Origin of the sequence: uncultured Rhodoblastus sp. (genome assembly GCF_903903185.1) — a bacterium.
Taxonomy (GTDB): domain Bacteria; phylum Pseudomonadota; class Alphaproteobacteria; order Rhizobiales; family Beijerinckiaceae; genus Rhodoblastus.
Map to the genome: position 1 here is coordinate 1 of NZ_CAIUXT010000061.1, position 13,982 is coordinate 13,982.

Consider the following 13,982-nt stretch of genomic DNA (forward strand, 5'->3'; position numbering starts at 1 on the left):
AGGCTTGCGCGGATTTGCGGCCCTCGTCGCGCAGCATGGTCAAAAACGCCCATTCGGTGATCATCTTGGACGAGGCGCCGAGCGTGTTCATGACATCGTTGCCGACGCGATGGAGGCGCAATCTGGCCCATTCGGCGCCTTCGCTGTCGCCGGCGTCCACCACCTTGCGCAGCATGGCGATCATGCGCAATTCCTTGAGCGCGACGGCGTTGAACGAAATCTCGTTGAGCCGGTTCATGATTTCCGACGAGGTGCGCGGCACTTCGGCGCGCTCGATCGGGTTGATCGGGATCAGGATCATGTCGTCGGCCTTGCAGTAGCGCACCAGCGGCGTCAGCGTCGGATTGCCGGAATAGCCGCCGTCCCAATAATGGTCGCCATCGATTTCGACGGCCTGGAACATGCTCGGCAGGCAGGCCGAGGCGAGCAGGACTTCGGGCGTGATGGCGTCGTTGCGAAACACCCGGCCCCGGCCGGTATGGACATTGGTGGCGGTGATGAAAACCTGGATCGGCGACTGGGGGATCAGATCGAAATCGATGAACTTGGCGAGAATGTCGAGCAGCGGATTGCCGCCGGGCAGGCTCAAAGTATAGGGCGAGACCACCCGCGACATCAGGTCGGCCATGATATAGCCGGGCGAATTATCCATCGTCCAGCGGCCGAGCAGAATATCGAGCGGCCCGCGCTGCAACGGGCTGAACCGCGCCGCGTCGGAGACGCCGCGCCAGAAATCCTCCAAAGCGACGCGCGCGCCCGGCGCCCCGCCCTTGGCGAAGCCGGCGGCGAGAACCGCCGTGTTCATCGCGCCCGCCGAAGTGCCGGACACGCCGTCGATCTCGAACCACGGCTCTTCGAGAAACCGGTCGAGCACGCCCCAGGTGAAGGCCCCGTGCGAACCGCCCCCCTGCAAGGCAAGATCGACCAGGATTTTGTCGCGCGAGAAGGTCTTGGCGGCTTGTTCCATGTTTATTCGGCCTTTGGGAAATCGATGCGGGGTCTGCTCAAGGAAGCGCCATCATAAGTCGCCTTGGGCGCGGCGGCACCTGTTTTTTGCTGCGATGCGAAAATCCGGACGTTGTGGACGAGGGTCCAGCCTTGGCAGGGCTACGTGACAAAGGCGCGAAACCGCCCGCCGCGGGACCTGCTCACGCTGGCGGCCCTTTCGCCCCGTCGTCAGGCGCCTGTCCCGACAACAAGGTGGCGATCCAGCGGCTTGCGGGAAATTCGGCGCAAATCGTCAGCCCGGCGATGGCGATCGGCACGCCGATCAGGGTTCCGGGCAGGCCCCACAGGAAACTCCAGAAAAACACCGAGAACACCACGAAAAACGGCGAGATCGTCAGGGTCTTGGCGGTGAACAGCGGCTCCAGATAGCTGCCGATCAGGAATTGCACGACGGTCAGCGCCGCCATCACGAGCGCCGCCATCTCCCACGATCCGGTTTGCGCGAAGGCGAACAGGGTCGGCAGCGCGGTGGCGATCAGCGGCCCGAGGAAGGGAATATAATTGAGCGCGAAAGTCATGACGCCCCAGGCGGTGGCCAGTTCGAGGCCCACAGTCAGGGCGAACAGCCAGACAATGATTCCTGTCAGAAGGCTGGCGAGGGTGCGGACCAGCATGAAGCGGCGGATTTTCTTCGCCGTCTTGACGCCGGCGGCGATCAGCCTTTGGCCATTCGGTCCGTTTCCGTCGGGACCCTCGCCGATGGCTTGCAAATTTTTGGCGAAGGCGCCGCCTTCGAGCAGCCCCATCGCCAAAAAAATCAGGATCAGCAGCGAAAAGCCGATCAAGCCGTTGAGCCGCAAGGCGATCTGCTGGAACAGGCGCAGCAGCCAGACCACATTGAACCGTTCCGCGACGATGGAGGCGATGAAAATGTCATGCTGCTCCAGCCATAGCGCCGAGGACGCGTAAAGCGTCTGCAACCGGTCGAAATTTGCCGTGACCCATTGCGCGATATGGCCGCCGCCCCAGGCGACCACCGACGACAGGGTGACGATGACCACCAGCGTCACCCCCACGGTGGCGACCAGCGCCAGCCCCTTCGGCAACAGCTTCTCCAACGCCTTCTGAAAGGGCCAGACAATCGCCATGGCGAACAGCGAAAAAGCGACGGGCACGAACACCGCCGAAGCGAAATAAAGCGCGGCTATGGCGATCGCGGCGAGGAGCGCCGCCGCCGCCGCGCGGATGAGGCCGTTTTCCATTGCTCTCTCCCGAAATTTTTTTGCCGGGCGACCTTGGCCTCAGGGCGTCGCCTTGACGGGCTTGTCGCGACCCTGCCCCAGCATGGTCTGTTCGATTCGCTCAAGCATGAAGGGATAGAAAGGATTCGACGACATGCGCAACAGCGAATCGAGACTGACGATCAGCGTTCCCCGCTCGCCCCGGGGCGAAAGCGCGCCGAGATGGACGCCGAAATCCTCCGTCGGGTCGGGCTCCAATCCATAAAGCGAATCGCTGAGCGGAAACGGCAGCGCGACATGCGACAGCGAAAACACGCCGGTCGGAAACGCCAGCCCAAGCGCGCGCGATTGCTCCTCGACGGCGCCGGCGGGCGTCGTGCGTTCGGCGGCCTCGCTGCTGTCGGGCGACAGGTTGGCGATCACCGTCGTCGCGAACAGGCGCGGCGGCGGCGGCAGCAGCCGTTCCGGCGTGATGTTGGGGGCGATGCGCAGCATCGGTCCGAATTTGGCGCTGCGGTTGAGGTCGAACAGCACGAGTTCGCTGCCGTTGGCCGGAAGCCGCGCATAAAGCCCGGTGACGATGGTGCGGGTCGAGACGGTGAAGTCGATCACCGACTGAAAGGTCAAGATCGGCGCGAGGCTGTCGAGACGCTTCTCGTCGGCGAGCCGCGCGATCTGGTCTTGCAGCGCCTGGGTCACCTGCCAGGACTGGCGTGCGCCATTCACCGGAAAGGAATTATATTTGAACGGATTGAATTCCGGCACGATGCCCAGCCACGCCGCCTTGGCGAAGGCCGGGAAGAAGGCCGGCCAGCCGGCGATGCCGGCAAAGCGGGCAAAGCTCGTGATGCCGACCATCGGAGAAATCAGCACGAGACGGTCCGGCCGCGCCAGCTTCGGGTCCTCGATGGCGTCGAGCGCATATTTCAGCGCCAGCGCCCCGCCATTGGAAAAGCCGACGATGTGCAGCGGCGCGGAAGGGCCGGCCTGCCGCAACGCTTCGCGCACCGCAAGACGGGTCGCCGCCATCCAGTCCGGCCACGCCACCTCGGTCAGGGCTGCGGGAACCAGCCCATGCGCCGGCAGCCGGATCGCGACGACGACGTAGCCATGGTCGCGATAGGACCGCGCGATATGGCGCAGACTATAGGGCGAATCGGTCAGTCCGTGCAGCAGCACGACGGCGCCGACCGGCGCGCCGTCCGGCGCCAGGGTATAGGAGCGGTTCCAGTCCCGCGCGAAACTCCCCGGATAGACCGGGCTGCCCGCGTAATAGCGATTGGATGGAACCTGCTCGTCGGGACTGAGCTTTTCGGTGACCTCCGCGCGCATCCGGGCGAAGGCCTGATCCTCCGCCGCGAGATAGGCCGTCCAGTCGGCCCGGTCGAGGGCCTCGGCCTTGAGTTCGTGCGGCGCATGGGTATGCCAGGGCGCCAGCGGCGGCCCGCGCTGCGAATCGAAGGTCCGGACCCCGATGACCCCGAGCAGCAGCGCCGCGAGCAGAAAGACGCCGCGCTTCGCCCATTTGACCAGTTGAAAACCCAACGCCTGTTCCTTTTTGGTCGAGGGGGAGCATCGGCCCCTTTTTCCGCTCGCGCGGCGCCCCGGGAATCCCGCGACCCTTTATGATAGGGCAAAACGGTCGCGCGGTCTTTCAGACCGGGGGAATTTCAATATGGCCGAGAAGGTGGGCCGCGCCACGCCAGGCGTGGCGCGCCAAAGCTTCGAGATGGCGGAAGGTTTCGATCCGCGCCATGGCCTGGTCGGCGTCGATTTCGCCGGTCGCCACCTTGGCGAGGGTCGGGCCGCGATGCGCGCGCCGGAGTTGGGCGAGCGTTCGGGCGTCTTGTTCGAGTCCGGCGAGCGCCAAACCCGCGCCGGGCGTTTCAAGCCGGTCGATCGGCGCCGCCGCGGCGCTGAGCGCTTTTTCCCCCGCAATGTCGGCAACGGCGGCGGCGGCGGAGCGCATGGCCTGCGCGCAAAGCGTCGCCGCACGCGCCTCGTCGGGGCCATGTTGGGCCGGCTGGAATTCTGGCGCCTCGCCGGCGATTTCGGCGAGCCGGGAGACATGGTCGAGCGCATGCAAAGTGCTGGTCAGGCGGAACTCCTCGCTCTCCGAATCGGGACGTCCGCCGATCTCCGACAGGAAATGGCGCGTCCTGCGCAAGCCGCCGACAGGCTCGATAAGCGAGGCCGCCGCGCCGGCTTTTTCGTCGCCCGAAACCGCCGCGTCGATGGTCCGGCAAATGGCGCGCATCGCCAGCGCGATGGCGCGCCGCGCCGCCTCGACGGCCACCACCGGATTTCCCAGCGCCGCCGGATCGAGACCGCGCGTCAGCGGCGAAGCGGCGGCGGGCAGCAGGCGTTCGACGAGGCCGGTGAAACGGTTGAGGAACGGCATCAGCGCCGCGACGCCGACGACATTATAGGCGGTGTGCCAGGCGGCAAGCAAAGTCACGCCGTCGACGGCGCCCGACGCGCGGACGATCAAGGGCATAACGACCGGAAACAAGGCCAGCGCGATCAGCGCGGCGACGATCTTGAACAGGATATAGGCGAGCGCCAGCCTTTTGGCGGTCACGCTGGCCCCGATCGCCGCCATGGCGGAACTGGTCGCGGTGCCGATATTCTGCCCGATAATGAGGGCGCAGCCCTGGTCCAGTCCAATGGCGCCGGCGTAAAAGGCCGAAAGCGTGACGGCGATTGACGCCGTCGAGGATTGCATCACCGTGGTCATGACCAGCCCGGCGACGACCAGCGAGATCAGGCCGAACCAGCCGGAGAGCCAGCCGACGCCGGGCGCGCCGATCACGGCGGGCAGGTCGGAGGGCCGAAGCTGCGCCGCGACGCCGCCCATGCCTTCCTGCAGCGTGCTCAGGCCATAGAGAACGAGGGCGAAACCGGCGAGCGAGGCGCCGAAGGCGGCGATCCGCCCGCCGCCCATCAACTTCGCGAGCGCGCCGACGAAAATCAGCGGCAGAGCATAGGACGACAGCGAGACGCGCACGCCGATCAGCGCCACCAGCCAGCCGGTGCCGGTGGTGCCGACATTGGCGCCGAACACCAGCCCCAGTCCCTGCGGAAAGGTGAGAAGCCCCGCGCTGACGAGACCGATGGTGGTCATCGTCGTGGCGCTCGACGATTGCACCAGCAGGGTGACGACGGCGCCCCAGAACATGCCGGAGAGCGGCGTCGCGGCGGCCTTGCCGAGAACCGTGCGCAGGGACGATCCCGCGAGACCCTTGAGGCCGTCGGTCATGATCGTCATGCCGAGCAGGAAAAGCCCTATTCCGCCCAGAACCAGAATGGCTGTCGACATGCGCGCCCGTCCGCCTCCCCGTTTTTACGCCAGCCTAGCAGAAGGAGACGCCGGACCAAATCGTCGCGCAAAGGCGGCGCGGCCAAAACGGCGATCCTTGCGTTATCGCGCCAATCGGCGGACAGTCGGGTCAACCCTCCCGGCGCGTTGAGACGATGCTGCGAAAACTCTATTATCTGCTGGCCCTTTCCCGCGAGCGCCACTTCGGCCGCGCGGCGCAGAAGTGCCACATCTCGCAGCCGACCCTGTCCAACGCCATCCGCCAGCTGGAGCAGGATCTGGGCGCGCCGCTGGTGGAGCGCGGCCAGCGCTTCGTCGCCCTGACGCCGGAGGGCGAAAGGGTGCTGGAATTCGCGCGGCGGGCGACGGCGGATTTCGAGGCCCTGACCGGGGCGATCGACCCGCGCGCCGGCGCGCTGACCGGTCGGCTGCGGCTGGCCGCCATTCCCACCGCCTTGCCGACGGTCGCCCCGCTGGTGGCGGCCTTCGCCCGCCGGCATCCCAATGTGCGGGTCATTCTCACCTCGTCCTCGTCGCAGGCCATCGAACGCGATCTCGACCGGTTCGACCTCGACGCCGGCGTGACCTATCTCGACAACGAGCCGCTTTCCGGCGTCGCCATGCAGCCGCTCTATTCCGAGCGCTATTACCTGCTCACCCAGCGCGGGCCGGAATGGGAGGGGCGGACCGAGGCGACCTGGACCGAGGCGGCGGCCCTGCCGCTTTGCCTGCTGACGCCCGACATGCAGAACCGCCATATCGTCGATCAGGCTTTTCGCATGGCCGGCAAGGAAGTCGCGCCGCAGGTGGAGACCAATTCGATCGTCAATCTCTTCACCATGGCGCGGCAGGGTCCGTGGTCGAGCATCGTGCCGGGACCATTGCTCGCCCTGCTGCCGCCGGGCGAAGCGCTGATCGCCCTGCCGCTGGTCATGCCCGACCTCGCCTATGTCGTCGGCATCGTCTACGCCGACCGTTCGCCGCCCGCGGCGGTGGCCAAGGCGCTGGCCCAGGTCGCGGCGCAGGAAAAACTTGGCGAGAAAATCCCCGCCCTGATGCGCGAGGCGCTGGCGCGGCATGGGATCGGCGATTGAAGACCTGAGCGCCGGGAAACTTAATAGCTTTTTGCTATCGCAGCATAGATATTTTGAATTTGATCCCTGCCCCGGCTTGCGTCATCAATGGTAAAGGCCGGGAAACCGGGCGGGTTCCGGAACCAACCGGGACAGGGAGGAAGCTGCATGACAAGCCCCATCGGGGAGGCCGGGCGTGTGCGCGCAATCGTCGGCGCGCATAGATCTCTGCGCGGCGCGCTGCTGCCGATCTTGCACGATATCCAGCACGAATTCGGCTTCGTCAGCCCGTCGCACGTCCCCCTGCTTGCCGATAGCCTCAATCTCTCACAGGCCGAAGTGCATGGGGTCCTGAGTTTCTATCACGACTTCCGCAGCCGCCCGCCAGGCCGGCATGTCGTCAAAGTCTGCGTCGCCGAAGCCTGTCAGGCGCGCGGCTGCGACGATCTCGTCGCCCATATCAAGCGCCGGCTGAAGCTCGATCCGGGTGAGACCGGCGCGGACGGCGCCTTCACGCTGGAAGCGGTCTATTGCCTAGGCAATTGCGCGCTCGGCCCTTCCGCCGAAATCGACGGCGCGCTGCACGGACGGCTCGACGCGCAAAAATTCGACGAGGTTCTGGCATGAGCGGCGTGCGCGTCTATGTGCCCTGCGATGCGGCGGCGCTCTCGGTCGGCGCCGACGCGGTCGCCGCCGCGATTGTCGAAGAGGCGAAGCGCCGCGACGTCGCGGTCAAGATCATCCGCAACGGCTCGCGCGGTTTGTTGTGGCTGGAGCCGCTGGTCGAGGTCGAGACGCCCAAGGGGCGCGTCGCCTATGGGCCGGCGTCGGCGCGCGACGTGCCCGGCCTGTTCGAGGCGGACTTTCTGCAAGGCGGCGCGCATCGGCTTGGCCATGGCCCGACCGAGGAGATTCCTTATCTCGCCGGCCAGAAGCGGCTGACTTTTGCGCGCGTCGGCGTCATCGACCCGCTCTCGCCCGAGGAATATTGCGCCTATGGCGGCCATGACGGCCTCGTGCGCGCGGTTAAACTGTCGCCGGAGGAAATCGTCGCCGAAGTCACGCAATCGGGCCTGCGCGGGCGCGGCGGCGCGGGCTTTCCCACCGGGATCAAATGGAAGACCGTGCTCGAATCGCCGGAACAGGAAAAATTCATCTGCTGCAACGCCGACGAGGGCGACAGCGGCACCTTCGCCGACCGCATGGTGATGGAAGGCGACCCCTTCCTTTTGATCGAGGGCATGACCATCGCCGGCATGGCGGTCGGCGCCCGCCACGGCTTCATCTACATCCGCTCCGAATATCCCCACGCCATCGCCACGATGCGCGATGCGGTTTCGCGCGCCTATGCGCTCGGTTGGCTCGGCGGCGACATTTTAGGCTCTGCCCGCGCCTTCGATCTCGAAGTGCGCGTCGGCGCCGGCGCCTATGTCTGCGGCGAGGAAACCGCGATGCTGGAAAGCCTGGAGGGCAAGCGCGGCGTGGTGCGCGCCAAGCCGCCGCTGCCGGCGCTGGAGGGCCTGTTCGGCCGGCCGACCGTCATCAATAATGTGCTGACGCTGACGTCGGTTCCGATCGTGCTGGCCAAGGGCGCCAGCTTTTACCGCGATTTCGGCGCGGGAAAATCCCATGGCACCCAGCCCTTCCAGCTCGCCGGAAATATTGCGCGCGGCGGTTTGGTCGAACTCGCCTTCGGCGTCTCGCTTGATACTCTGGTCAATGAGTTCGGCGGCGGAACGGCCTCGGGGCGGCCCTTGCGCGCGGTGCAGGTCGGCGGGCCGCTCGGCGCCTATGTGCCGGCCGAACAATTGTCGCTCGCCGCCGATTACGAGAGCATGGCCGAGGCCGGGGCCATGCTCGGCCATGGCGGCCTCGTGGTTTTCGACGACCGCGTGGACATGGCGAAAATGGCGCGTTTCGCGATGGATTTCTGCGCGGTGGAATCCTGCGGCAAATGCACGCCCTGCCGCATCGGTTCCGTGCGCGGCCGCGAGGCGCTGGACAGGATCGTCGCCGGCGAAAGGGTCGAGGCCAATCTCGCCTTGCTCGACGATCTCTGCACGCTGATGACCGACGGCTCGCTCTGCGCGCTCGGCGGCCTCACGCCTTTGCCGGTGCGCAGCGCGACAAAATATTTCCGCGAGGATTTCGTCCCCGCGCCCGCCTTCGAGAGAGCCTCATGAGCCTGCGAGAACTGGACTTCGGGACGCCGGTCAGGCGCGCGGCAAAAACCGTCGCGCTGACCATCGACGGCCGGAAAATCCGCGTGACCGAAGGGACCACGGTGTTGCGGGCGGCGGCGGAGGCCGGGATCATGATCCCGAAACTCTGCGCCACCGATTCGCTTGAACCTTTCGGCTCCTGCCGGCTGTGCCTCGTCGAGATTTCCGGGCGGCGCGGCACGCCGGCCTCCTGCACGACGCCGGTCGCCGAGGGCATGGAGATCGCCACCTCGACGCCGCGCCTCGCCGCTTTGCGCAAGGGGGTGATGGAGCTTTATATTTCCGATCATCCGCTCGACTGCCTGACCTGTCCGACCAATGGCGATTGCGAATTGCAGGACATGGCGGGCGCGGTCGGCCTGCGCGAGGTGCGCTATGGTTTTGCGGGCGAAAACCATCTCAAGGCGGAAAAAGACGTCAGCAATCCCTATTTCTCGTTCGACCCGTCGAAATGCATCGTCTGCTCGCGCTGCGTTCGCGCCTGCGCCGAGACGCAGGGGACTTTCGCGCTGACGGTGGAGGGGCGCGGCTTCGGCAGCAAGATCGTTCCCGGCGCGGCGGCCAATTTCATGGAATCGGAATGCGTTTCCTGCGGCGCCTGCGTGCAGGCCTGCCCGACGGCGACCCTGGTCGAGAAATCCATAGTGGCGCTGGGCCAGCCGGAACATGTGGTGGAAACCACCTGCGCCTATTGCGGCGTCGGCTGTTCGTTCCGCGCCGAAATGCAGGGCGAAACCGTGGTGCGCATGGTCCCGTCGAAAAGCGGCGGCGCCAATGCCGGTCATTCCTGCGTCAAGGGCCGTTTCGCCTGGGGCTATGCGACGCACAAGGACCGCCAGTTGTCGCCGATGATCCGCGAAAGCCATGAGGAGCCCTGGCGCAAGGTGAGCTGGGACGAGGCCATTCAATATAGCGCGCGGCGGCTCAAGGAGATTCAGGCCAGATATGGCGTCAAGTCGATTGGCGGCATCACCTCCTCGCGCTGCACCAACGAGGAGGTCTATGCGGTCCAGAAGATGATCCGCGCCGGCTTTGGCAACAACAACGTCGATACCTGCGCCCGCGTATGCCATTCGCCGACCGGCTATGGCCTCAAACAGACCTATGGCACCTCCGCCGGCACGCAGGATTTCAAGAGCGTCGATCAGGCCGACGTCATCGTCGTCATGGGCGCCAATCCGAGCGCCGGCCATCCCGTCTTCGCCTCGCGGCTCAAGCGCCGGCTGCGAAAAGGCGCCAAACTCATCGTCATCGACCCGCGCGCCATCGAGATCGTCAAGGGCCCGCATGTCGAGGCGGCGGTGCATCTGCCTCTAAAGCCCGGCGGCAATGTCGCCATGATCAACGCGCTGGCCCATGTCGTCGTCACCGAAGGGCTGGTGGACGAGGCTTTCGTCGCCGAGCGCTGCGAAGCAGAAAATTTCCGCGCGTGGGCGGATTTCGTGGCGCGGCCCGAAAATGCGCCCGAAGCGCTCGCCGAGACTCTCGGCGTCCCGGCCCATGACATACGCACGGCGGCGCGGCTTTACGCCACGGGCGGCAATGGCGCGATCTACTATGGCCTCGGCGTGACAGAGCACAGTCAGGGCTCGACCACGGTAATGGGCATCGCCAATCTCGCCATGGCCACCGGCAATATCGGGCGCGAGGGCGTCGGCGTGAATCCGTTGCGCGGGCAGAATAATGTCCAGGGCGCCTGCGACATGGGCTCCTTCCCGCATGAATTGACCGGCTATCGCCCGGTCGGCGACGACGACGCGCGGCAAAGTTTCGAGCGCGACTGGGGCCTTCCGCTCGACCCCGAACCCGGCTACCGCATCCCCAACATGTTCCATGCGGCGATCGAGGGCGACTACAAGGCGATGTTCGTTCATGGCGAGGACATCGCCCAGTCCGACCCCAATACCCATCATGTCACGCAGGCCTTGCGCGCGCTCGAACTCCTGATCGTGCAGGATCTATTCCTCAACGAGACGGCGGCCTTCGCCCATGTCTTCCTGCCGGGAACGTCTTTTCTGGAGAAGGACGGCACTTTCACCAATGCCGAGCGGCGCATCAATCGCGTCCGCACGGCCATGGCGCCCAAGACCGGCAAGCACGAATGGCAGGTCGCCGCCGAGATCGCCACCGCCATGGGCTATCCCATGCACTGGAATTCGGCGTCCGAGATCATGGACGAAATCGCGCGGCTGACGCCGACTTTTTCCGGCGTCTCGTTCGCGCGTCTCGACGCCGAGGGCAGTCTGCAATGGCCCTGCGACGAGGCCGCGCCTCATGGCACGCCGCTGATGCATGTCGATGGTTTCGAGCGCGGCAAAGGCAATTTCGTGATCACCGAATTCGTGCCGACCACCGAGCGCACGACGCGCGAATTTCCGCTGTTGCTGACCACCGGGCGCATCCTGTCGCATTATAATGTCGGGGCGCAGACACGACGCACCGACAATGTCGTCTGGCACGCAGAAGACGTGCTGGAAATCCATCCCTTCGACGCCGCCGAGCGCGGCGTCGCCGACGGCGACTGGGTGTCGCTGGCGAGCCGCATGGGCGCAACCTCGCTGCGCGCCGAAATCACCGGGCGCGTGCCGCAGGGCGTGGTCTACACCACCTTTCATCATCCGGTGACGGGCGCCAATGTGGTGACGACCGACAATTCCGACTGGGCGACCAATTGTCCCGAATACAAGGTCACGGCGGTCGAAGTCCGGCTCGCCAATTCCCTTGTCGTCAGAGCCGCCGAGTAATGGGCGCGCCTTTGCCCGCGCCGCCGGGACGCGCGGAGCCGCGCGCTGCGGGAACCGCCTTTGGCGGCGCCGCGAACGGCCCCGTCGAGTGGGTGCTGCCGGAAGAGGCGCCGGTGTCGCTGGTCTATAACGGGCGGCCCTTCGGCGTGATGCTGGCGAGCCCTTCCGATCTCGAGGATTTCGGCCTCGGCTTTTCGCTGGCCGAACGCATCATTGCGCGTCCCGCCGAAATGGAGTCCATCGAGGTCACGCAAGGCGAACAGGGTTTTGTGCTGTCGATGCGCATTCTGTCCGAACGCGCCGCCCTGGTCGCGGGCCGGCGCCGGGCGCTCGACGCGCGCTCGGGCTGCGGGTTGTGCGGCATCGAAAGCCTCGACGCCTTTCACGCCGCCCTGCCGAACGTCGTCGCGCCGGACCTCGCGCCCGAAGCGATCCTGCGCGCCTTCGCCGATTTTCGCGCGCATCAGCCGATGCGGGCGCGCGATCGCTCGGTCCATGGCGCGGCCTGGTGCGGGCGCGACGGCGTGTTCAAACTGGTGCGCGAGGACGTCGGCCGGCACAGCGCGCTCGACAAGCTGATCGGCGCGATGGCGCGCGACGGCCATGATCCGCGCGACGGGTTCGCGCTGCTATCGAGCCGCTGCGGCTTCGAACTGGTGCAGAAGGCGGCGGCGGTGGGCATCGGCTTTCTCGCCTGCGTCTCGGCCCCGACATCGCTGGCGCTCGACAAGGCGCGCGCCTGCGGCATGGGCCTCGCCTGCGCCACGCGCGACGGCGGCTTGGTGCGGCTCACGCCGTAATACCAAGTCTCCTTAATCGCGACACGTCGCGATTAAGGAGGTCCCTCGCATAAGCTCGGCGTCGCGTTCGCTCCTAACCCGGATTCGGAAGTCATGACTTCCGAATCCGGGTAGCATACCATCCGCCCATTGGCGCCATCCGGCGCGAAAAACGTTACGGATTTTTCCTTTCATGGGCGAGGCCGCCGGCGAAGACGCGGCTGCCGCGAATATCCTCGGCCCGCAAGGTCGAAAGCTCCTTCGCGCCCACCGGACCCGGAGTCTCGAACAACCGGCTGGCGTGCCGCAAACGCGCGCGGTCGAGCGCATTGCGGATTGAGCGGGCATTGGCGAAATGGGGCAAGACGCGGCGCGCGGCGATGTAATCGCCCATGGCGGCGCGCGCGTCGTCGTCGAACCCGTAGTCGCCCCGCGCCAGCATGGTTTCGGCGATGCGCAGCAATTCGCCGTCGGAATAATCGGGAAATTCGACATGATGGGCGATGCGCGAGCGAAAGCCCGGATTGCTGGCGAAAAACCGGTCCATGCGGTCGGCGTAGCCGGCGAGGATCACCACCAGATCGTCGCGATGATTTTCCATCACCTGAAGCAGGATTTCGATCGCCTCCTGGCCGTAGTCGCGCTCGTTGTCGGGCTTGTAGAGATAATAGGCCTCGTCGATGAACAGCACGCCGCCCATGGCTTTTTTCAGCACCTCGCGGGTTTTCGGCGCGGTGTGGCCGATATATTGGCCGACCAGATCGTCGCGCGTCACCGAAACCAGATGGCCCTTGCGGACATAGCCGAGCCGGTGCAGCAGGCCCGCCATTTTCAGCGCCACCGTGGTCTTGCCGACGCCGGGATTGCCGGTGAAACTCATGTGCAGCGTCGGCGTCTCATCCCCGAGCCCGAGCTTTCCGCGCGCGCGATGGACCAGCAGCAGCGCTGCGGTCTCGCGAATGCGCTGCTTGACCGGAGCGAGGCCGATCAGTTCGCGATCGAGTTCCTCAAGGATTTCGGCGACGCCGGAGGATTTGAAATCTTCCCGCAGATCGACGGCGTCGGCAACGGCGGCGGGCGCGGCGGCAATTTCGTTCATGATCGTCGTTCCTGAAAAACGGCGGGACCGGCGGCGCGGGCCCCGCCAGGGCAAGAGACTCCGACGGATCGAGCGTGCGAAATCGAAGCAAGAATCCACACGCTCTTCAGGCGGCGGCGCGCAAGCCTGCCCGGCTCAGGCCCTGGTAATGGCGACATTCACCGTGCGTCCGGCGACTTCGGTCCGGGTCATGACGAAACTCGGTTCGACCTTTGGCCGGTTGACGATGAAGGACATCCGCACGGTTTCGAAACCGCGCGTCGAATCGAAGGCGATGAGCTTGATATAGCTGTCTGGATTGGCCTTGCGGCAGGCCGCCAGCTCCAGCATCACCCCGGCGGGGTCTCTCAGGTCGAACATGGGATGGCCCCACATTTCCCAAAAGATGTTGCGCGGATGCGGATCGTCGGTGAATTCGATGCCGACGGCCCAGTCCTTGGACAGGCAATAATCGATCTGTGCGCGAATCTGGTCGTCGGTCAGATCGGGCAGAAAGGAAAAACAGCCTTGGGTGATTCGCATGTCATGTTCCTTTGCGTTCGATGGGCTTTCGCCCG

The 13,982-nt window shown here is 65.7% G+C and carries 11 protein-coding genes; 5 read left to right on the plus strand and 6 right to left on the minus strand.

The window, feature by feature from the left end; genetic code table 11:
• The 4 genes from QZY01_RS04875 to QZY01_RS04890 form a co-directional block, all read right to left on the minus strand.
• Positions 1-967, minus strand: a 967-nt coding sequence (locus tag QZY01_RS04875) for a patatin-like phospholipase family protein (RefSeq protein WP_294534080.1), incomplete at its 3' end; no start/stop codon positions are given.
• A 181-nt stretch (positions 968-1,148) separates the two neighbouring features.
• On the minus strand, positions 1,149-2,210 hold the full coding sequence (locus QZY01_RS04880) for an AI-2E family transporter (protein ID WP_294534083.1): 1,062 nt from the start codon (positions 2,208-2,210) through the stop codon (positions 1,149-1,151).
• A 39-nt stretch (positions 2,211-2,249) separates the two neighbouring features.
• On the minus strand, positions 2,250-3,734 hold the full coding sequence (locus tag QZY01_RS04885) for an alpha/beta hydrolase (protein ID WP_294534084.1): 1,485 nt from the start codon (positions 3,732-3,734) through the stop codon (positions 2,250-2,252).
• Between the two features lie 109 nt (positions 3,735-3,843).
• The gene (locus QZY01_RS04890; RefSeq protein WP_294534087.1) at positions 3,844-5,508 is read right to left on the minus strand and encodes a Na/Pi symporter; all 1,665 of its coding nucleotides are present in this window, start codon (positions 5,506-5,508) and stop codon (positions 3,844-3,846) included.
• Positions 5,509-5,663: 155 nt separating this feature from the next.
• Between QZY01_RS04890 and QZY01_RS04895 the strand changes: the two genes are divergently transcribed.
• The 5 genes from QZY01_RS04895 (at position 5,664) to fdhD (ending at position 12,347) form a co-directional block, all read left to right on the plus strand.
• Positions 5,664-6,602: a LysR family transcriptional regulator gene (locus tag QZY01_RS04895; RefSeq protein WP_294534089.1), complete on the plus strand. Its 939-nt coding sequence runs from the start codon at positions 5,664-5,666 to the stop codon at positions 6,600-6,602.
• A gap of 147 nt (positions 6,603-6,749) precedes the next feature.
• Positions 6,750-7,208 carry a formate dehydrogenase subunit gamma gene (locus QZY01_RS04900; RefSeq protein WP_294534092.1) on the plus strand — a complete coding sequence of 153 codons (459 nt, stop codon included), beginning with the start codon at positions 6,750-6,752 and terminating at the stop codon, positions 7,206-7,208.
• Complete coding sequence (locus QZY01_RS04905; protein ID WP_294534094.1) at positions 7,205-8,764, plus strand: NADH-quinone oxidoreductase subunit NuoF; 1,560 nt, start codon at positions 7,205-7,207, stop codon at positions 8,762-8,764. Before QZY01_RS04900 ends, QZY01_RS04905 begins: the two co-directional genes overlap by 4 nt.
• Entirely contained in the window at positions 8,761-11,547 is a 2,787-nt protein-coding gene (fdhF, locus tag QZY01_RS04910; RefSeq protein ID WP_294534097.1) for a formate dehydrogenase subunit alpha, read from the plus strand. The genes QZY01_RS04905 and fdhF overlap by 4 nt, the downstream gene beginning before the upstream one ends.
• Entirely contained in the window at positions 11,547-12,347 is an 801-nt protein-coding gene (fdhD, locus tag QZY01_RS04915) for a formate dehydrogenase accessory sulfurtransferase FdhD (protein WP_294534099.1), read from the plus strand. Before fdhF ends, fdhD begins: the two co-directional genes overlap by 1 nt.
• A 154-nt stretch (positions 12,348-12,501) precedes the next feature.
• Here the strand turns inward: fdhD and cbbX are convergent, their stop codons facing one another.
• Together cbbX and QZY01_RS04925 are read right to left on the minus strand one after the other, a co-directional pair.
• The gene (gene cbbX / locus QZY01_RS04920; RefSeq protein WP_294534102.1) at positions 12,502-13,425 is read right to left on the minus strand and encodes a CbbX protein; all 924 of its coding nucleotides are present in this window, start codon (positions 13,423-13,425) and stop codon (positions 12,502-12,504) included.
• Between the two features lie 135 nt (positions 13,426-13,560).
• Positions 13,561-13,947: a ribulose bisphosphate carboxylase small subunit gene (locus QZY01_RS04925; protein WP_294534104.1), complete on the minus strand. Its 387-nt coding sequence runs from the start codon at positions 13,945-13,947 to the stop codon at positions 13,561-13,563.
• Positions 13,948-13,982: the final 35 nt, after the last annotated feature.